The 19,472-nt window shown below is 66.3% G+C and carries 22 protein-coding genes; 3 read left to right on the forward strand and 19 right to left on the reverse strand.

The features are described 5' to 3' along the window. Window position 1 precedes the first annotated feature (1 nt). From QOI01_RS24510 to QOI01_RS24540, 7 genes are all read right to left on the reverse strand, one after another. Window positions 2–325 carry a hypothetical protein gene (locus QOI01_RS24510; RefSeq protein ID WP_526385584.1) on the reverse strand — a complete coding sequence of 108 codons (324 nt, stop codon included), beginning with the start codon at window positions 323–325 and terminating at the stop codon, window positions 2–4. Between the two features lie 332 nt (window positions 326–657). Continuing rightward, the gene (locus QOI01_RS24515) at window positions 658–1,740 is read right to left on the reverse strand and encodes a DUF7159 family protein (RefSeq protein ID WP_526385586.1); all 1,083 of its coding nucleotides are present in this window, start codon (window positions 1,738–1,740) and stop codon (window positions 658–660) included. Window positions 1,741–2,096: 356 nt separating this feature from the next. Continuing rightward, entirely contained in the window at window positions 2,097–2,744 is a 648-nt protein-coding gene (locus QOI01_RS24520) for a hypothetical protein (protein WP_526385588.1), read from the reverse strand. A 29-nt stretch (window positions 2,745–2,773) separates the two neighbouring features. Further along, entirely contained in the window at window positions 2,774–3,550 is a 777-nt protein-coding gene (locus QOI01_RS24525) for a hypothetical protein (RefSeq protein ID WP_526385590.1), read from the reverse strand. Then, the gene (locus QOI01_RS24530; protein WP_526385592.1) at window positions 3,538–4,911 is read right to left on the reverse strand and encodes a WXG100 family type VII secretion target; all 1,374 of its coding nucleotides are present in this window, start codon (window positions 4,909–4,911) and stop codon (window positions 3,538–3,540) included. Before QOI01_RS24530 ends, QOI01_RS24525 begins: the two co-directional genes overlap by 13 nt. Window positions 4,912–4,914: 3 nt before the next feature. After that, window positions 4,915–5,199, reverse strand: coding sequence for a type VII secretion target (locus QOI01_RS24535; protein WP_526385594.1), 285 nt, complete (start codon window positions 5,197–5,199; stop codon window positions 4,915–4,917). 139 nt (window positions 5,200–5,338) lie between these two features. Beyond that, window positions 5,339–5,557, reverse strand: coding sequence for a hypothetical protein (locus QOI01_RS24540; RefSeq protein WP_526385596.1), 219 nt, complete (start codon window positions 5,555–5,557; stop codon window positions 5,339–5,341). A gap of 297 nt (window positions 5,558–5,854) precedes the next feature. Between QOI01_RS24540 and QOI01_RS24545 the strand changes: the two genes are divergently transcribed. Continuing rightward, on the forward strand, window positions 5,855–6,304 hold the full coding sequence (locus tag QOI01_RS24545; protein ID WP_526385654.1) for an MmyB family transcriptional regulator: 450 nt from the start codon (window positions 5,855–5,857) through the stop codon (window positions 6,302–6,304). A 17-nt stretch (window positions 6,305–6,321) separates the two neighbouring features. Here the strand turns inward: QOI01_RS24545 and stpK7 are convergent, their stop codons facing one another. From stpK7 to QOI01_RS24560, 3 genes are all read right to left on the reverse strand, one after another. Next, window positions 6,322–8,127 carry a serine/threonine protein kinase StpK7 gene (gene stpK7 / locus QOI01_RS24550; protein ID WP_526385598.1) on the reverse strand — a complete coding sequence of 602 codons (1,806 nt, stop codon included), beginning with the start codon at window positions 8,125–8,127 and terminating at the stop codon, window positions 6,322–6,324. A gap of 110 nt (window positions 8,128–8,237) precedes the next feature. Beyond that, complete coding sequence (locus QOI01_RS24555) at window positions 8,238–8,396, reverse strand: DUF6307 family protein (protein WP_526385600.1); 159 nt, start codon at window positions 8,394–8,396, stop codon at window positions 8,238–8,240. A 76-nt stretch (window positions 8,397–8,472) separates the two neighbouring features. Then, window positions 8,473–9,630: a N(5)-(carboxyethyl)ornithine synthase gene (locus tag QOI01_RS24560; protein WP_526385602.1), complete on the reverse strand. Its 1,158-nt coding sequence runs from the start codon at window positions 9,628–9,630 to the stop codon at window positions 8,473–8,475. 230 nt (window positions 9,631–9,860) lie between these two features. Between QOI01_RS24560 and QOI01_RS24565 the strand changes: the two genes are divergently transcribed. Continuing rightward, window positions 9,861–10,124: a hypothetical protein gene (locus tag QOI01_RS24565; protein ID WP_526385604.1), complete on the forward strand. Its 264-nt coding sequence runs from the start codon at window positions 9,861–9,863 to the stop codon at window positions 10,122–10,124. A gap of 6 nt (window positions 10,125–10,130) precedes the next feature. Here QOI01_RS24565 and QOI01_RS24570 read toward each other — a convergent pair whose 3' ends face one another. The 4 genes from QOI01_RS24570 to QOI01_RS24585 all read right to left on the reverse strand — a co-directional run bounded on the left by QOI01_RS24570 (window position 10,131) and on the right by QOI01_RS24585 (window position 14,070). Continuing rightward, a complete protein-coding gene (locus QOI01_RS24570) occupies window positions 10,131–10,946 on the reverse strand; it encodes a transglutaminase-like domain-containing protein (RefSeq protein ID WP_526385605.1) in 816 nt (271 codons plus the stop codon). Beyond that, window positions 10,943–11,917: a glycosyltransferase gene (locus QOI01_RS24575; RefSeq protein ID WP_526385607.1), complete on the reverse strand. Its 975-nt coding sequence runs from the start codon at window positions 11,915–11,917 to the stop codon at window positions 10,943–10,945. Before QOI01_RS24575 ends, QOI01_RS24570 begins: the two co-directional genes overlap by 4 nt. Then, window positions 11,914–13,014 carry a glycosyltransferase gene (locus tag QOI01_RS24580; RefSeq protein WP_526385609.1) on the reverse strand — a complete coding sequence of 367 codons (1,101 nt, stop codon included), beginning with the start codon at window positions 13,012–13,014 and terminating at the stop codon, window positions 11,914–11,916. Before QOI01_RS24580 ends, QOI01_RS24575 begins: the two co-directional genes overlap by 4 nt. A 264-nt stretch (window positions 13,015–13,278) precedes the next feature. Then, window positions 13,279–14,070 (reverse strand): ANTAR domain-containing protein, encoded by a 792-nt coding sequence (locus tag QOI01_RS24585; RefSeq protein WP_526385611.1) that lies wholly within the window; start codon window positions 14,068–14,070, stop codon window positions 13,279–13,281. A 189-nt stretch (window positions 14,071–14,259) separates the two neighbouring features. On the opposite strand from QOI01_RS24585, the gene QOI01_RS24590 reads away from it, so the two are divergent. Beyond that, window positions 14,260–14,391, forward strand: a complete 132-nt coding sequence (locus QOI01_RS24590) for a hypothetical protein (RefSeq protein ID WP_526385613.1) — start codon at window positions 14,260–14,262, stop codon at window positions 14,389–14,391. A 163-nt stretch (window positions 14,392–14,554) separates the two neighbouring features. On the opposite strand, the gene QOI01_RS24595 is transcribed toward QOI01_RS24590, so the two are convergent. The 5 genes from QOI01_RS24595 to QOI01_RS24615 all read right to left on the reverse strand — a co-directional run bounded on the left by QOI01_RS24595 (window position 14,555) and on the right by QOI01_RS24615 (window position 19,376). Further along, window positions 14,555–15,208 (reverse strand): VldE C-terminal domain-containing protein, encoded by a 654-nt coding sequence (locus QOI01_RS24595; protein WP_526385615.1) that lies wholly within the window; start codon window positions 15,206–15,208, stop codon window positions 14,555–14,557. A 172-nt stretch (window positions 15,209–15,380) separates the two neighbouring features. Continuing rightward, complete coding sequence (locus tag QOI01_RS24600; RefSeq protein ID WP_526385617.1) at window positions 15,381–16,349, reverse strand: ABC transporter substrate-binding protein; 969 nt, start codon at window positions 16,347–16,349, stop codon at window positions 15,381–15,383. A 31-nt stretch (window positions 16,350–16,380) separates the two neighbouring features. Next, a complete protein-coding gene (locus tag QOI01_RS24605) occupies window positions 16,381–17,139 on the reverse strand; it encodes an ABC transporter ATP-binding protein (protein ID WP_526385619.1) in 759 nt (252 codons plus the stop codon). Between the two features lies 1 nt (window position 17,140). Next, window positions 17,141–18,004 (reverse strand): ABC transporter permease, encoded by an 864-nt coding sequence (locus QOI01_RS24610; RefSeq protein WP_526385621.1) that lies wholly within the window; start codon window positions 18,002–18,004, stop codon window positions 17,141–17,143. Window positions 18,005–18,056: 52 nt separating this feature from the next. Next, window positions 18,057–19,376 (reverse strand): aryl-sulfate sulfotransferase, encoded by a 1,320-nt coding sequence (locus QOI01_RS24615; protein ID WP_526385623.1) that lies wholly within the window; start codon window positions 19,374–19,376, stop codon window positions 18,057–18,059. Window positions 19,377–19,472 lie beyond the last annotated feature (96 nt).

Here is a 19,472-nt window from a genome sequence, read left to right on the forward strand (position 1 = left end):
CTTATTGACAGAAGTGCAGCAGCCCCAACGGACCGGTGACGCAACCGCCACCCCCGTCGTAGCCGTTATAGCCGCCGTAGCCGCCGTAGCCATAATTGGGCGGCGGTGGTGCCCATCCTGGTCCTCCGCCGTTCCAGCCTCCGCCGCGCCCCGGACCGTTGTCCCAACCGGGACCGCCGTGGCCCCAGCCGCGATCCTGCGCCCATTGCGTTCCCGATCCGACGGGCGACGGCGCTGCGTTCGCCACGCCCGTGCCGATCCCGAGGGCAGCGAACCCCAACGAGCCGGCGATGGCGGCTCCTGCCGCTATGGTCTTCAAGTGCATCATGTGAAACCCTGCGATTCTCATCTGGCGATCAAAACCCTGAGCCAAGAGATCGACTCAAAGCCGTTCCAAGAGAACGGAAGCGACTCGGCCTAGTCTTCGATCGACCGAAGTCTTGTTGCTACCGGCTCCCTCACAAGCAATTTAACTAGTCCATCTATGTAGAGGCTGTGTGGAGCATGTGCAAGTGGAGCCGTCTCCGGGAAACCCGCCGCCGAGTGACGCAGGCGTGAATAATCATCGCCCGTTTGCGCCCGTCGCCGAACGTGGTTCCCTCGAGCGTCGACGCCATCGTCTCGACGGCGGGCGACGACGAATGGTCTCCGCTACGGCTACGGATCGTGGAAGCGACCGATGATCGGAATGCGATCGATGATCCGATCGCGCAGGCGCGGTTGCTGAGGTGCCGGCGGAACGTAGACGGGCGCGGGCGGTGGCGCCACCGGCGCAGCGGCGGGCGGCGCTTGGTAGACGGGCGCCGGCGGCACGGCCGCGACCATCGTCCTCGCGAGGGCGCGAGACGCATCGGGGAATCGGATGACCGGGCGGGCGGGCGGTGCCTGCGGGATGGCGCCCGGTCCGGATTCGCCTGCGGCACTGGTATTCTGGGGCTGTTCGACCGGCGGATCCTGCTTCAAGTTGAGACCGACCGCGATCGACAGTGACACGACGAAGACCACCACCGCGGCCGCGAGCACCGTCGACAACACACCGATTCGCGACCTGGAGCGAAGAGGCGGTACCCAGCCTTGCGGTTCCGACATGTCCAGAGTTCGGGCGCAGGCGAGTGCCGCGCCCCTGGCCAGCGCGAGGTCGGCTTCGGCGGCGGAGAAGACGGGTGATTCGGTGATGGCTTCGAACGAGGAGACGATCACGTCGACGTCGTCCGAGCCGACGACGAAGATCGCGTCGGGGCGGGCGTTCGGGTCGAGAACGGCGATCACGCTGCTGGTGAGCTCGAGCGCGTCGGCTCTGTCCAGTGGTCGGTCGATGTGCTCGACGGCCACTCCCCCGCCGACGACCTGGGCGACGAACGCGGAGTCCGGTTCGACGATGCACACCGCCACGTGGTCGTACTCGGTGACGCCGGCGATGCCACTCGCCAAGGCGGCGACGGCGGCGTCGTCCGAGACGAACACGACGTTGTGGTGACCGCGAGCCTTCAATGCGTCCACCACGTCGCCGGCCACCGCCAGGGCGTCGGTGGTGCAGGTGACGCCCACGACGCGGATCCGCTTCTCGGCGACGACGTCGGGGTTCAGCACGGCGTGAAGCAGGAGGTCCGCGTCCAGCGCATCGATCGCCGGGATGTCGAGTTCCCCACGGTCGATCGGATCACCCTGGCCCGTCGTCCCCTCGACGAGCACCCAGCGGACCGCCGTCGGCGTCAGCGACAGGCCGAGTACGAGGTCCATGGGTCTCCCCCGATCTATCTGCGTTTACTCAGATTACCTCGGGCGCAAGGACTCGGGCCTCGAAACGACGGGTGCCAGCAAGCCCGAGATTTGCGCAAACCACAGCATTTGGGAGTTGTTGCAGGTTCATCCCATCCTGAGTGTTGGACTTGGATTGCCAGTCGTGCCAAGCCCCTCAAGCCTTCAATCGCACTTGCCGGGTGCACGAGGTTGCAAGCCGGACACACCGTCTCCTGCGTCGTCTGCCGTGATTGCGGCACCGAGTACTGATGCCTGCGGGTCGCAACGGGTCCATGACGATGTCGGGATTGATCGGCGTCAGACGCCGCAGGCGTTCCGTCGCGTGGCTGAGCAGGTCAGGCCGACGTCGCATGCCCTGTTGGCGCCACGGGGTTTCCGTGTGCAGCCGATGGGTGCACCGTCACCGGGTAGCCATGCCGAAGCGCCGCGACTGACAGCGACGGCGTCACCACGGCCGCCTCGGTGACATCGACGTCGGCGATCGCGATGGGATCGATGTAGCCGTCCGCCGCCCACCGATGCAGGGCGCCACCCCAGACGAGTCGAAAGTCGTTGTCGCCCAACTCGATGAAGACCCCGTCGGGCAGCGAGGCGATCGCACTGGTCGTGCGCGGCGCCCGCCGTGACGCCTTCAGCTGCTTGTCGAGATCCGCCGCTCCCAATATCGCATCCTCGTTCTGAACGTTCGCCGCGTCGACGAAGGCGCGGTAATGCGTGCGCCGGCACTCGCCGCACGGCCGGTGGCCCGCCGCCAGCGCCACGGCCTCGTCGAGAAAGAACAGGTGCGTGTACCTGTTGGGTTTCATCAGCTCTTGCCTGCGCCCGTTGAATTCGAGTTGGCAGATCAGCCACATAGTGTTCCGTGACTGCCGAACGATCTGCTTGTTCTCGTCGTGCAGGATGCCCCGATTTCCCAGGAAGGTGCCGCGCGCACTGGTCGCGATGATCTCTCCACCTGGCGTGATCCGGTTCTGCAAAGGCATCCGGCGACGATAACGCCCGCCTCCGACAACTACGCGAGGTCGAACCGGCCGTCGCGCAGCCGCTCGAGCGCGCGTCCGTCGGTGAGCTCCGCTCTGTCGTCCGCGTGGCGCCAGTAGTGCCGCACCATCCAGTAGAGCCCAACACCGTTGGGCACATAGAAGTCGGCGCCGTCGATGGTCTTCTCGGTGCCATCCTCCAGCTTGAGAACGATTGCCTTTCTCGTCTTCTTGTTGGACTCGGAGTGGTCGTCGACTGCGGCAATGCCTTCCCACGTGACGGTTTCCGTGCGCAAGATGTTGGCGATGTCGATGCCAGTCGGCGTGAGTTCGACGTAGCCCACGCCGCCACGTCGCCACGCGCTGATCGCGCTTGCTATGGCGGTCCCCATGGCAAGAATCATGAGCACCACCGCGCCGGCTCGCGCGCGCCGCGAGGTGAACATTTCGAGATCGCCTGTGAGCGTGAAGACCACGAAGACGAGCCCGACGGGGATCACGACGCCGAAGGCGACGAGCATCAGCGAGCTGAAAGTGCGGTCGGGGCGCAGCATCGTTCCCCTCGGGTCATGGCTGGCGCGCAGTGAAGATTGTCCACGGGAGACGAGCTGCAACGCGATCAGGGCGAATATCAGCGGGAGCAGGAAGCCCACGCCGACGAAGGCCTCCAAATAGGCACCGCGCAGCACACTGCGCGTGCCGACGAACACCCCGACCGCGAAGAACGCCACCAACACCAGTGTCAACCGCAGCAGGCGACGCCCGCCCGCGGGCCAATTAGCAGGCTCGGGCAACGTCAATAGGGACATACGACATCCCCAATGAAATTGCCAAGCTTCCCGCCGAAGTAACCGCCTCCCAATGCCCCTACAAATGCGAAGATGGGCACGGCACCCGGCGCAAGTGGTCCAGTAGCCAAGCCAACTGCCGCGCCGGCTTCCGCGCCACCCCAACCCCCACCTGCACCGACGGCGCCGGCGACGAGTGCGATGCAGCGGTCATGGTCGTTGTCCGCCATCGCCATGTCGAAGACGGTAGTCGCGATCGTGAGCGCGGGGCCGCCGAACTTGGTCGCTTTGCCCACGTTCTCAACGGATTCGGCCGTCACCATCGGCAACCCGCCACCGTTCACGATGTGCTTCTCCAATCCCGACAGGCCTGCGCCGCTGACGAGAGAGATGTTGTCGATCAGTTCGACGGGCACAGCCGAATGCCTGCCATCGGCCGTGGTGAATCCGGCCGTCCGGTAGCCCGTGGGATCCATCGACATCGTCCATGTCGAGCCGTTGGGCCAAGTGGTCGTCGTGTAGTCGCAGTCGTTGCCGAGGTCATGCCACGAACTCGTCTTCGACACCTCGTTGCCGTCCTTGTCGTATTCCGTGACGGAGGCGAAGTTCTGCTTGCTCGGCCAGTCGAAGGGGTCGTAGGTGGTCAACACCTGCTTGCTGCCGTCCTGCTTGGTGACGGTCGTTTCCTCGTCCCCGTATTGGTTCTTGATGGGCTCACTGACGTCCCGGATCGCCATCGACATATCTGCATCACGAATCGCCTCTTGCGCAACCACACCCACCGGATCGCGCGGATTCGGCACCTGATCGCCGGGGCGCTGCGCGACCGGAAGCATCATCGAGCCCAGATCGGTCGGCGGACCGGCTTCGACGAAGCCGTGTTCCTTTCCCGCGGCGACGACGGCGTTGGCCGTCGCATCGTCGGCGTCGCCGACCGTCGTCAGCATGCCGTTGATGGCTTCCTGCTCCGACCGCGCCAGCGTCTCGAGTTTCGCCAGGTCGGCGGCCGACATCCTCACGGGGTCGATCAGGACCACCCATTGATCGGTCACGCGGAGCGGGCCGGCGTCGACCTGGTCGGCCTTGTTGAGCAGCGCAGCCCTAGCCGGCCCGATCGTCCCGCTGCCATGCTGCAGCGCAGCTGCCATGTCGTTCGCGTAGTCCGAAAACGTCGACGCGTAACGTTCGGCCCGCTCGAACATCGCCGACGCCGCCTTCTGCGAACGCCCGGACCACGCCTTCGTCTCGGGCATGCGGTGGCAGGCGTCGTCGATGCCCTTCACGGCGGTCGACACCGTCGTCGCTCCGGAGGTGATGGCCGCCGCCGACGCGGTCAACGAGTCCGGATTCCAGCCCTGCAGAGTGGGGCGTGAGGGCAGCATCGGTCAGAACAACCCATCGAACGTGTCTGCCAGAGCATCGTCGGTGGCCTCAAACTTGTCTCCTGCGCCGCGGACGGCCTGACCCATCTTGGTCACGTTGTCCGCGAGCTGCTTGGCCATCTGCGTGAAGTGGTTGCCAACGGAGTGCGCCGCCCACTGGGTCGTCGACCCGGGCAATCCATCGGCTGCCGTGGTGGCCTTCATTCCGATGTCGGCGGACGTGATCACACCGGCCACACTGTCGGCCTGCCCAGCCAAGGCACGCAGGATCTGCGGATCGACCTGCATTTCACTCCCGTGTTCGGCGCTGACTAGGTCTCCATTATCGGTGACTGCCGAATGCTCCGAATGCGGCAATTTCGCCAGCCCCAATGCCCGAGAACCCGGATGCGGGGATGAACGCATCCGGGTTCTCGGCGGTCTGGGGTCAGCGGTTGTGCTGGTGGCGGTGGTGCTCGGGCGTGCCCGGCTTGGGAGTGTTGCTCTGGTGCGGGAAGGCGTCGTGGTGCACCGGGGTGCTGATCGAGGGGCCGTTGTTGGTGATCGCGGTGTCGGCCTGGCTGGCGGCGGCGGTGCCCAGGGCGATCAGGGCGGGGGCGGCGAGCAGGGCGGCGGTGGCGGCGATGCGGCGGGCAATGGTGGTCATGTGAATCTCCTTGTGTGAGTGTCTGTTTGGTTGTCTGTGCCGGTGTCATCCGGCGTTGAGACAACTATGTCGCACCCACAAGGAGAGGTATGTCCGCCAACCAGTGGCTAGACCGGACGAAACCCGTGTCCCCCGATCGGGGGAACGGTCACCGCAGCGTCCACCGCCCCACAACCGGCGTCGCGGCTATGGGGCGATGGCGTGAACGCCGTCACTCGGCTCCCCTGCCGCGATTTGTGTGCGTTCACCGGCGGTGAGCGCCGGTCGGTGCACACAAATCGCTGATGATCGGGGCTGCTGGCCAGCCCGCTCTACACCGCCTCGATGGGCGAGCACCTCGGCGACGCTCGCAACGCGGTGTGGCGCAACTTCCTCGGCCCGGGCAGTCGCGTCCGCCATACCCCCGAGTCGCTTCGCGACCTGTACACCGCGCAGGTCGCCGCGTTGCGTGCCACCGCGAGCAGATATCCCGTCGATCAGCGGGTGCGCCGGCTGGTCGCGGAGTTGCGCGCGAACAGCGATCTCTTCGCCGAACTGTGGGATTCCGGCGCCGTGGGCGGCCAGCCCGTGGCGTCGCGCAAGACCATCGACCACCCGCAGGTGGGGCCCCTGACGCTGGATTGCGACGTGCTCACCGTCGCGGGCGCCGACCTGACGATCATGATCTACACCGCCGAGCCAGGAACCCAAGACGCCGAACGGCTTTCACTGCTCGCCGTGCTCGGCACGCAGACCATGGTCGGGTGACGAGGGACGAGCCGAACCTACCGAGTCGCCCCGTTGATCACCGGCTTGTCGATCACGCCCTTGTCGACGCCCCAGATGGTGGCGATGGTCCGGTACTCGCCGGCCTCCATCAGATGCTCCAGCGCCTGGCGCAACGACTCCGCCAGCGCCGAGCCCTTGGCCACCGGCCAGCCGTACGGCTGCGGGTCGGTCATCTCGCCCGCCTCCTCCAGCGTCCCTCCGCTGGTCTTCACCGCGAAACCGGTCACCGGCGAATCGGCGGCCATCGCATCGACCTCGCCTGCGATCAACGCCTTCGTCAGATCGTCCTGCCGGACGTAGACCACCTTGTCGATGGGCGACAACCCGGCATCGAGGCAGGCGTCGCTGCGAGCCGGGACCTCCTCGGTCTCCTGCAGAGCCCCATATGCCACACCGACTTTCAGGCCGCAGGCATTGTCCGGGTCGACCGACGAGCCGGCCTTCTGCGCCCACAGCGTGCCCGCCTGGAAGTACGTGACGAAGTCGACCGCGGACTCGCGCTCCGCGGTGTCGGTGAACGACGACAGCCCGACGTTGAAGTCCTCGGCGCGCACCGACGGGATGATCGCCTCGAAGGCGGTCTCCCGGTACTCGGGAGTGAGCCCCAGGGTCCGGGCGACCGCATTCATCAAATCGATGTCGAACCCGACGATCTGGCCGTTCGCGTCCTTGAACTCGTTGGGGGCGTAGGGCACGTTGACCCCGATGACCAACTTGCCCGAGTCGCGGATGCCGGCGGGTACGGTCGCCGCGATCGACGCCACGGCGCCGGGGGCCAGCGCCGGATCCGGTGGCGCCGTGCTGTTGATGACACCCGCCTGTCGGGTATCGGGCCCGCCGCTCAGCTGCCACACACCGAAGGTCCCCACCGCGGCCGCCAGCACCACCGCGGCCACGATGGCAACCACGCGCCGGGACGGACGCCGGCCGCCCTGGGTCGCGACGCGTCGAGCCGAGTGCCGACCGGAGCGTCCGGTGGTGCGAACCGGCGCATTCAGCGCGCGTCGCGCCGCGGCCGCGAGGTCCGCGGCGGTCTGATACCGCTGCCCGGGCTTCTTGGCCATGCCCTTGGCGACGACGTCGTCGAACGCCGCCAGCCTCGGGACCAACGCCGACGGCCGCGGCGGCGCCGACACCATGTGCCCGGCGATCTGCTGTTCGAGGCTGTCCGCGGGATAGGGCCGCGACCCAGTCAGGCTCTCGTAGAGCACACACGTCAGCGCGTAGATGTCGGACCGCGGATCGCTCTGCCCCCCGTCGAAGCGTTCCGGCGCCATGTAGGCCAGCGTGCCGAGTGTGCTGCCCGCCGTCGTCATGCCCGCTTCGCCCGCGGTACGCGCCAGACCGAAGTCGATCAGGTACACGAACTCCCCCGGGGTGATCAGGATGTTCGACGGCTTGACGTCGCGGTGGATCAGACCCGCCTGATGAGCGGCGTCCAGAGCCGTCCCGACCTGCTCCACCACCTTCACGGCGAGCTCGGTGTCGATCGGCCCCTTGCGTTCGGCGAGGATGTCACCGAGGGTGCGGCCCTCGATCAGCCGCATGTCCAGATAGAGCAGGCCGTCGATCTCGCCATAGCCGTGGATCGGCACCACGTGGGGATCACTCAGGCTGGCCGCAGCTTGGGACTCCCGACGGAATCGCTGCTGGAAGACGCTGTCTTGCGCCAGATGATGCGGCAGCACCTTGAGCGCGACGACGCGATCGGTCCTGGTGTCGAAGGCCCGATAGACCTCGCCCATTCCGCCCCGGCCCAGCAGCTCTTGCAGCTGATAGTGCCCAAATGGCGTCGAATCCACCGTTCACTCCTCGGCACGGCCATCCCCGCGTGGCTGTGTCGATAGAAGCTACCTCACCACTACGGGAGGCGTCTGGAACCGATCAACACCGATCAGCCAAGAATGCAGCTTCAGCGCACCTTCTCGGGAATCGAGTTCAGCGCATGGAGGACCTCGACGGCGAGGGTGCCCGCGACGTCGTCATCGAGCTTGGAGTGAGCAATGATCGTCGTCTTGACGAGATCTAGACGGTTCTCGTAGGGGGTGCGGATCTTCGTGGGCGAAGCCATCGTGTTGTCCTTTGCAGCCGAGCATTTTCGCTCGGAACCGAGCTGCTCGATACCCATGACGTTACTCCATTGCTGGTCACTGGGATTCCATACGGACGTGTGGGTATTCCGGCGCGCGGTGCTGAAACGCCAGGATGTCGGGGTTCACGATGACACCCTCGCGTATCTCGATCGCGCGACGCACCGTCTCGTCGTCGTCCCACTCCTCGGGACCACCCAAAATCGTTGGAAGATAAGGGATCAACGCCTCGCTGATCTCCCATGTCGCGGCGTTCCACAGGTAGGACGGGCTGTGGTCGACGGAGTAGTAGGTCATGTTGTTGCCGACCGTGAACGTCGGCTTCTCGAACGACGTCGGAAGCGCCCAGCTGAAACCCATTGCCTCATCGCAGGATACGTCGATGAACAGGCTGCCCGGCCGGAAGACTTCGAGGTCGCCCTCGTCGAGGAAGATCAATGGCGCGTTGGGATCTTGCAGCACACAGTTGACGACGACGTCGTGCTCGGCCAGGTATCCGGCCAGCGGAACCCTGCCGTCGTCGGTGAGCGCGAAACTCGAGCTCGACCCGTCAGTGCCCACCTCGGATTCGAACTGCACGATGTCCGCGGAGTGAATTGGCGACGCCACCTCGGCGACGTTGCGGTTGGTCAGGATGTCGATGTCGTGGATGCCGATGGCGTTCAGCGCCGTGACGGCGCCACGTGCGGTGGCGCCGAAGCCGATGACCGCCGCGCGAAGACGGCGCCCGTAGGTTCCCGTCGAGCCGATGATTTCCAAGGCGTGAAAGACCGAGCAGTAACCGGCCATTTCGTTGTTCTTGTGGAACACGTGCAGTTTGAAGGAGCCGTCCTTGCGCCACAGATTCATGGCCTCGAAGGCGATCAACGTCAGGCGGCGGTCGATCGCCTGCTGCGTCAGCTGCCCGTCCTGCACGCAGTGCGGCCAGCCCCACAGCACCTGGCCGGTGCGCAGCTCGGCGAGGTCGTCGGCGTCGGGCTTGGCCAGCAGGATGACGTCGCACTCAGCGATCAGGTCGGCGCGCGAACGCATCCCTGCCACCGAGCGGGCCAGCTTCTTGTCGGAGATCCCGAAGTGCTCGCCGTAGCCGCGTTCGAGGTAGATCCGGCCGATGGCGTTCTTGTCGATGCGGTCGAGATGTTCCGGATGGATCGGGAGGCGGTGCTCGTTCTCCTTGTGGGTGACGGCGATGATGCCGAGGCTGAGTCCACCCATTCGACCCTCCCAAGGCATGGTTGACACCGAGTCGGCATGCCGACTCGTCCACGTCGACCGTACGCGCAACCGGGTGATCCGCACCACACGGGTGCGAAGCCGGCCCGCTACCCCATCCCTTCGGCCTGAAAACACAGTCAGACAGGTGATTTCGGTTACGTATCAAGGATGTTGACACGATGCCCAAATCCGCGTCTACTGGAGGTCTACCGAGGATTCGAGGCGCCTATATGACCACCAACACGGTCGTCCTCATCGTCGTCGCGATCCTGGTCGCGCTCGCCCTGGCCGGCATGGTGGCGGCCGTCAAGTACGAGTTCCGCGCCGAATGGCGCTACTTCGGCCGGGTCCACATCCTCGACGAAGTAGCCGAAGACGCCCGCCTGGCTCGACAGCAGAACGCCATCGCCGACGAGCTCACCGCGAAAGCGCAGGCGACGCGGGTCGACAGAGAGACGAAAGCGTTCCGGAACCGGGGCAGGCGCAAGGGCTGACCGCCGTCAGCGGATCGACACCAACTGGTCGATCGAGTCGAACGGCAGATTCCCGTCGACGATGGCCGTCACGTTCATCGAGTTGAGGTTGATCGCGCCCTTGTGGTTCGCGAGGAACGCGGTATCGGAGGCATCCCGTCCGGTGGCGATGCGCACCAGGCTCTGCCGCGGCGCCAACAGCGTTGCGTCGACGACCCGCCACTGGCCCTCGACGAAGGCTTCGGCGACCGCGTGGAAGTCCATCGGGTACAGACCGGGGGCGTACACGGCCACCAACCGTGCCGGGACGTTGACGGCGCGGAGCATGGCCACCACCAGGTGGGCGAAGTCGCGACAGACGCCCGCACCGGCGAGCAGGGTGTCGACGGCGCCGTCGATCGGATCACTGGAACCAGGAACGTAGTTCAGGCGCCCGCCCACCCACGCCGCCACATGCTCCAACAGCGTGGTCGAGTCGGCGTACTGGCCGAATTCCGTTGCGGCGAAACCGTAGAACTTGTCGGCCTCGGCGTAACGGCTGGGCCGCAGATACATCGACAGGTCGTAGTCCGTCACGGGCGCGGGGTCGGTCTGGCCGATGATCGTCACCGAGTACCCCACTTGCAGGTTGCCGCCCTCGGCCCAGAACTTGTGGATCCGGTTGCCGTGCGCGCCGCTGACCTCCACCGGGTGCACGGGCTTGCCGTCCAATACGAACGTCAACGACTCGTAGACTTCGGTACTCGGGTGCGGCGCGATCGCGATCTGGAACTCCAGCGTCGTCGGCGCCTTGATGTCGATGTCGAGCTGGCAGCCCACGTCGCGTTTGAAGCTCGCCGTCATTCCGGTACGGTGGCGAAGCGCTGCGCGTTCTGCAGGACGGAGAGCACCGCGAGCGTGGACGCCGCGCCCTGGTTCGGATCCACCCCGTCGGCGTTCAGACCGTCGAACCCGCCGCCGGTCTCGGGATCCCACATGGGCTTGCCTGCGTCGTTGGCGCCCTCGAACCACAATGCCGCGGCGCGGACGCCGTCGAGCCACTTCGGGCTGGCGTCGACCCCGGCCGCGCGGGCACACGCATCCGACAGCGCGGCCACCTCGACCGGCTGACGGTCGAACGCCTGGCGCTCACCCGCCGTCTCGTAGTCGAGCAGCCACGTCAGCAGGTCGAGGCCCTGCTGGCACAGCTTCGGACGCTCCAGGGTGGTGCCCGCCGCGATCATCGCCTCGGCCACCGCCGCATTCGCGTCGCTGAGTCCTGCTTCGGGCCAAGGCCATTGGGCGTCATCGCTGGGCTCGGGCACGCTGTCGGCGTACGCGGTCAGCAGGGCGCGCGCGATGGCGTGGTCCGGCTCGACGGAGAGGACCTCTGCGGCGCCCAACGCTGCGTACGCCATGGCCCGCGGGAACGGCGACCGCACCTTGGCGGCACGCTCGAACTGGATCACGGCGACCCGGCGGACCAGGCCCACGCTGCTGTGCGCGGCGGCGGTGCCCAACGCCCACAGGCAGCGGCCCCACCAGTCCTCCAGCGTCGGCTGATCCACCCAGTTGCCCTTGCCGTCCATCCGGTTGCGGCAGGTGCCCGCGTAGGACTGCGCGTCGTTGAGGAACCGCACGGCCAGACCCGCAAGGCCGTTCACCGCGCCGCCCGGCTCGGGCTGGCGGGTGGCCACGACGAGGAGCCGGGACATGTCCTCGGTGGTGTAGCCGCCTGCGCGCTCGGGCTCGGCGAGGAGGGCGTGTTCGAAGGTGCCGCGACGGTCGGACATGTGCAACAGGTGGTCGAAGACCGGCAGCGGCGCGGTGGTCATACGAGTGCCGCTCGCTCGGCGAGAAGTCGGCGCGCAAGGGTCATGTACGCCGCGGCGGCGATGGGCCAGCCAAAGGTCGGCGCCAACCGCCGTGCCTCCGCTGCCATGTCACCGGTCATCCGCGGGTCGGTCAGCATGCGGCGCAGCGCGAACGCCAGGGCGTCCGGATCGTCGTGACTGACGACTACGCCCGCGCCACTGCCGAGGAGTTCGACGGCGTGGGGGAAGGCGGTTGCGACGACGGGTCGACCCGCCGCCAGCGCGTCGACCAAGACGCCCGAATTGGCCTGATCGGTGGAGTCGTACGGCAGCACGACCGCCGCCGACGACTGGATGAGCGCCGACAGCGAGGCGGTGCTGCGGTAGATGCTGTCGAAGTTGACCGACGTCGCGACGCCCGTGCTGCGGGCACGCTCGATGCAGGCTTCGCGGTAGGCCTCACCCTCGGTGGCCAACACCCTCGGATGCGTCGCGCCTGCGACGAGGTAGCGCGGCTGACCGCGCAGTTCCTTGAGTGAACTCATCGCGTCGATGACCCGCTCCACGCCCTTGCCCGGCCCCATCAGGCCCCAGGTGAGCAGCGTCGGCCTGCCTGCCCGCTTCAACGGGGCGACGGTCGGTAGCGTGGCGCCACGGCCGATGGTGGCGACCTTGTGGCGGTCGATGGCGTACTCGAGGCTCAGGCGATCATTGGCGGCCTCGGACATGACGACGATGCGGTCGGCCTTCTCGGCGATCGCCTCCATCACCGAACGCTGGTGCGCCGTCGGGTTTTTGAGAACTTCGTGGGCGACGACGATCACCGGGACCCGAAGGCTGTCGATGACGTCCAGCACCTCGCTACCGTCGGCGCCGCCGTACACGCCGTAAGCGTGCTGAATGACGGCGACCTCACGCTGGTTCAGTAGCTCCGAGCACGCGGCGATCGATGCGGCCGAGCCGTTGACGAGCTCTCCGACGACGGCCGTACTCGATGATTCCGCACCATCGGCAACCCGCACGACGCTGACGTCGGAACCCTTGGCGGACAAGCCGTCCGCCAAGCCTGCGCTGAACGTCGCCAGCCCGCACGGAGTCGGCGGAAAGCTCGTGAGCATGCCGATGCTCGGCGGTGAAAGGCGTTCCGGCACATACCGACCAGCCAGCGACGGAAAACGAGTTGGAGCGTTCAAGGTGGTCCCGACTGGCGGATGTCACCGGAGTGCCCGGCGTGAGCGGCTGCTCGTAGAGAACAGCGGCGTACAGCTGACTCAATCCCGGACTGGTTGGGTTCCCAACACCCCTCACGTTACCACCCCGAGGGGGTCTCCGGATGCCCGTCGCGGCCCGTTAACGCTGCTAAACGCGTTGCGGAACGACTTTCAGGACGACTTGTTCCTGGCGAGCGCACGCCGAACGGCTTCGTCGACGACGAGCTGCGCAACCTCGGCCAGTTTGCGGTGTTCGGCCTGGCTCATCGCCTGCAACTGTCCGAACGCGTCCTCCGCGCTGCGGCCCGTGCGGCCCCGGATGAGGCCGATCGCCTGGTCGATCACCGGGCGCGACGACAGGGCCTTGCGCAGCTGGTCGTTCAGGGTGAGCGCCTCGGCGAGAACCTGCGCGTTGTGCACGGCGGCGGCGGCGGGCTTGGCGAACAACTCACCCAGCTCCACGGCGTGGAGGTCGAATACGTCCTTGGCGTAGGCGTACACGGCGATCGCCCCGACCACGCGATCGGGCAACAGCAATGGCAGCGCCAGCGCACTGTGCACGCCCATCCGGCCGACGCGCGGCCCGAATCTCGGCCACATCTTCTCCCCGCCCAGGGAGCCGGACCGCACGGCACGTCGATCACTCACCGCGGTGATGCCCGGCCCCTCGCCGAGGGTCACGTACTGAATCTCGTCGATCGCGGTGACGAACGGCGCGCTGGCGGCCAGCGCGGCCACCTCGATGTCGGTGGTGTCGACCCGCAGCAGCGTCACGGCGGCGCCGTCGGCACCCGGGATCGCGCGACACGTGAACGCCGCCACCTGGGTCAGCAGCTCCGGCAGGCCCAGGCTGCCGGCGAGCAGGCCTGCGAGGTCGTCGATCCCAGCCCGCAGATCCGCGGCATCCGCGCTGAACTGCACGGATGCCTCGACGTCGGTATCTTCTGCGGTGAACTCCGCCATCGTCCTGAGCCTATGCCTGCGGGTGCGCGCGCGGGCGACCAGCCGTCGTCGTCGAACCCTCGCGGCCGCTCCTACGGTTCGAATACTTTGGCGCAGAACGATTCTCACTCGCAGCCCGACAGCCTCCCACGTCGCGGGCGTATGGTCGAGGGATCGGGACCACTCAGGCCCCCAATCAAAGGGCCGGCGATGTCTGACAAATCCCCCAGATCGACCATGTCCAAGAAGGCCGGCAAGTCACTCAAGGAGAAGCGCGCCGACAAGCGCGGCAAGGCCGACACCACGTCGGCCACCGAGGACGCGATCCGCAAGAAGCGCTGACAAATGGTGTGAGCGGCGCCTCATTGCTCAATTGACGGACACGCGGGTAAGTGGCGAGACGCCACACTGTTGGGTCCCGACGGAAGTCGCCCGGTGTGCAATCACCTGTTCGGAGACCTGCTGCCCGCCTGTACCGCCTGACACCACCGCGCCCAACCGCGGCTCAGCGGTAGTACAGCTCGCTCCCGCTCGGGTATCCCCCGCCGTGGGTCGTCAGGTGCACGTGGTCGAAGTGGTCGGCGATACTCGACCGCCCGCCATCGGGCGTGTAGTACACACCCCGCCAAATGGCATCTTGCAACCCGAATCGCTCCGCATTCTTCAGCGCGTACGCCACGATCTCATTGCCGAGCTTGATACCCGCGTCCGAGCCGGGGTTGGGAATCATCACGTCGAGCGCCAAACCGTCGGGATGCCATCTCAGCCCATCCGGTCGAACGCCGCCGATGTCTTGGATCTCGGGAAACATCGCGCTGATGCTGCGGTCGACCAGGATCGTCTTCACCTGCAGCCCTCGCTCGGGAGCAATTCCGACGGGCAACGTGCGTGGAATGACCCGCCACCTCGATGCCACTGCCATCTGCGCGGGCAAGGCGGACGGAAGCGACGCGAAGCCAGCCGGCGCGGCTTGGACGATCTCCACACAGCACGGCACGGGAGTCTCGACGGCGGCCTCGACGACCGGCTTCGGCGCTTCCTTGGCTGCGATCGGACCGGCGCTTCCGCCGATAGCGAAGAACAGGGCGAACGCCGCAACGGCACCGGCCGTGAGTGCAGGCGACCTCCGCCGGCTTCTCGCTGATGAATGCCTTCCCACGGCTAGCACTTTAAGTGCTAACAGCACCTAAACAGCAACCTTTACGAGATCTGATCGTGATCTTTGGGCGATTTCCTTCGTGGAGTGGCATGTCCTCACCATCGATGAACTGCTAAAACGCGGTTGATGTCGCACGGGTCGGTCCCCCGCAATCGAGCTGTTCCTCCCCCACCTACGATGCCGACTTCGCCAAGAACTGGTCATCGAGGAACTCTGCGTAGTTGGGCAGTTGGGTCGACGGTTCCACCGATCCCTGGGTCTTGGCCCATTCGCCGAGCTGGGTGAGCTTCTGCGCGAGGTCTGGATTCAGTTGGAGCGTGAAGTCGAACTCGGCGAGCACCGTGCGCAGCAGTTCCGGATCGAGTTGAGTGGCCTTGGCGACGGCGTCTGTCGCAGCGCCGTTCTTCTGGGACAGCGCGGTTCCGGCTTCGTCGAGGGCGCCGAGGAATGCCGTGATCGCCTTGCCCTTCGCAGAGACCGCCTGCTGCGTTGCGAGGTAGAGGCTGTGCTGGCTGTACGTGCCGCCCGTCAGTTCGACGGCGTCGGTGTTGAGCGATTGGATCACCTGCGCCTGGTATGGCTGGAAGATCGAGACTGCATCGACGTTGCGCCGGGCGGCCGCCGTGACCATCGCCGATGGCGACACCTGGACGAGATTGGCGTTGATGTTGTCCTGCGCCAATGCGTTCGAGATGAAGTAGGCGGCACTCGTGCCGAGCGGGGTTCCGATGGACTTGCCGGCGAGGTCCTGGATGGTGGCGATTCCCGCGCTGCGGCGCGCGACGATGCGAGAGCCTTCCCAGCGCGAGCCGTCGGCAACGACTCGTAGCGTCGGCGTCCGGGTGAGCACGGCGGAGGTCGGTACGTCTGCGGCGGTGGTGATGTCGACCTGGCCGGCCGATGCGGCTTGCAGCGCTTCCACCCCCGATTGGAAGTTCACCACCTTCACGTTCACGCCGTGCTTGGTGAACAGGCCCGTGTCAGCGGCCACGGGAATCTGCGCCCAGGAGGGATCGACGACGAATCCGACGGTCAGCGCATTGGCGTCCGTGGTCTGCGACCCCGCGCAGGCGGTGATCGATGCCGCGAGCGTGACACTGGTCAGTGCCGCGGCGAGAAGCCGTCGAAGGGATGTCTTCACGTTGTGTCGATCCTTTGTGAGCAGGGGTCGTTCAGTGCACTGCGTGGTCGATGCCGAGCTGGTGGTGCAGGGTTTTGCGAATCTCGCTGTAGCCGGGCTGATCTGCCAGCGCGTCTGCGGGTCGGGGCCGACTCAGGGGGTTGGTGATGCGATCGACGATCCGGCCGTCGCGGAGCACGCTGATGGTGTCGCCGAGTCGAATCGCTTCGTCGATGTCGTGCGTGACGAAGACGATGGTTCGACTCGATCGCGTCCAGAGGTCGATCAGCAGGTCCTGCATCCGCAGCCTGGTGAGTGCGTCGAGGGCCGCGAACGGTTCATCCATGAGCATCACGGCCGGTTCGCCCGCGAGGACCCGGGCCATGCTGACCCGTTGCCGCATGCCGCCGGACAATTGGGCGGGGCGTTGCCGACCCACGTCCTCGGGTAGTCCGACCAGACCGAGCAGTTCACGAATCCTCGCTGGGCGCTCGCGTTTGGCCAAGCGCCTTGCGGCGAGTGCGAATTCGATGTTGTCGGCCGCCGTCATCCACGGGAAGAGCACGTCGCGTTGGAAGGCCACCCCGCGTCGGGGGTGGGGTCCGGAGACGGTTTCACCGTTGTCGGTGACCACGCCGGACGTCGGATTGATGAGACCCGCCAGGCAGTGCAGCAGCGTCGACTTGCCGCTCCCGGAGGCGCCGACGAGCACGGCGAATGACCCGTCGGGAACGGTGATGGAGATGTCGTGGAGGGTGGGCTGTCGCTTGCCTGGGAACTGCACGACCAGGTCGCGGGTTTCGATGGCCATGTCAGCGTTCCTGTTGCGCCCAGCGCGTGAATGGGGCGGTGATCGCGTTGATGAGCAGGTCGCAGAGCGCACCTACGAGGCCCAGGACGATCAGGCAGAAGATCAGCCGGTCGGCCTGTGAGAACAGTTGTGCCTGAGAGATCCGATACCCGATACCCGATGTGGTGCCGGTCATTTCGGCGACCACGATCAGTACGAAGGACATCGCGGCACCCACCCGCAGGCCCGAGGCGATGTCCGGGGCGGCCTCTGGCAACACGATCTTGCGCAGCGTCTGCCACCGTCGGGCTCCCAGGCAGCGTGCGGCCATCAGGTAGTCGCTCGGTGTGCTTGCCAGGCCGCCGTGGCTGCTGATCCACACTGGGACGAATACGCCCAGCGCGATGACCAGTGTCTTGCTGTTCTCACCCAGGCCGAACCAGAGGATGGCCAGCGGGACCAGGCCGATCGTCGGGATCGGTGAGAAGACCCGCAAGACTGGCTGAAGCACGTTGCGTCCCGCCGCGGTCGTTGCGGTGAGCACCGCCACCACGATTCCGGCGACGGCACCGATTGCGAAACCCACAGCAGCCCTGCGCAAACTGGCGCCGATGTCATCGGCCAACATCCCCTCGGACCATAGCGTGTGGCCGGCCGCGAGGATCTCCGGAACGCTGGGGAACAGTTGTCGGGGGAAGCGCCCGGTTGCCACCACCAGCGACCACACCGCCGCTGCCAGAACCAGCCCGGCGATCGTCCAGCCAAACGTCCAGAAATGCCCGATCGCCGACCGCAACAAGGGCCGCCAGCCGGCGGGTCGGTGGGAGTCCCTCGCCAGCGCAGGCGATCGCGAGCCGGCGGCCATTGCCTCGAGGCTTGTCGTCATGGGAACACCTTCTGCTGGGGTTGGGTGAAGCTGACCGGAATACGCTGTCCGATCAGGGCTTTGGGCGGAGGTCGACGTCACGGAGCGGCGGTCGCGGGGTGTCGACCGGCGTCCAGCCGAAGGGGACCGCCTGCGATCGGTACACCAACGACGTGAGGGTGAGCCGGTCGACTCCAGGAACCCTGGGGTGCTTGACCTCCGGTTCGCCCGCCACGCCGTATCCCAGATAGGGGCTGTGGTACTCCCAGACGACATCGCCGCGCGGAGTCACCTGGAACAGTCGACCCTGCATGCCTTCGGTGATGAGGGTGTTTCCGTTGGGCAGACGCTGCGCGTTGCTGACGAACGAACTGAAGAACGTCCATGGCGGAAGCCCGGAGTCTTCGGCCGTGTACTGCCACACGATTTCCTCGGTGACGGGGTCGATCTCGAGTACGCGGGAACCGGCGTAGATGCCGATCGCCGCGGGCGGATACCCTGCGCCGCCTTGGTTGTCGAAGACCAGGATGTTGCCTGCGCCAGGAAGGTCGGCCGCGATCATGTGCGGATTGTGCTGACCGGACGTCTGGTCGAGCGGGCGTGGCACCTCGTGCACGCTGATCCGCTGATGCTGCGATCCCGCTTCGGCGTCGTAGTACGGCCCGAACTTCCACGCGATCTTTCCGGACGACCTGTCGATGCAGGCGATGACGTTCGCCTTGCGAAAACTGACCAGGATGTTGTCCGGATCAAACGCAGTGTCGAGTCGTGTTTCGTACCAACGATTTCGGCCCAGCGACTTGGCGCTGTTCATCTCCAGGTATCCCCACGGGTCTTCCGGGTCGCGGGCGGCGGTCTCACGGAGCGCAGCCCAACCCGCTTGGGAGAACCCGAACTCCTCGAGATGGTCACCGGCAAGCCACGACCACACGATCTCGCCGTCGGGCGCGACCTCGTACAAACCTTGATCGCCGACGACGTCGTCACCGAGGCTGGGCACGACGCGAGGAACCGTGACCAGGATCAGCCGGTTGCCGTTGGGCAATAGCTCCCAGTCGTGGTTCTGCCGCGCAGCACCGCCTGGCGCCTGCTCCCCCCATTCCCAGACCTGCTCCCCGTCCCAGTCGAGCTGACCGATGGTGCCGTTGGCATAGATTCCGCCGCGGGCATCGCCGCTGTCGGACAACTGCACACCGACGTCGCCGACGCGTCCACCGTTGAGCGCTGGATCGAGGATCCGGGGCGGCACTCCCGCGAACGGCCACGTGTGCACGACGGTGCCGTTGAGGTCGATGAGGCGGGTGCTGCCGTCGGCACCGGTGAACAGCACGTAGCTCTCGTGGACGAGTTCAGGGTCGAGATAAGTGACTCCGGCGAGTCGTACGAATGCCATGTCAGCTACTCCACCAACGCCTTGTTGCCACCACGTGTCCTCCTCGTAACCGTTCTAATCGATTAGCGTAACGAGGATTGGATCCGATGGAACTGT

This window comes from Mycobacterium sp., assembly GCF_032162605.1.
In the GTDB taxonomy this organism is placed as follows: domain Bacteria; phylum Actinomycetota; class Actinomycetes; order Mycobacteriales; family Mycobacteriaceae; genus Mycobacterium.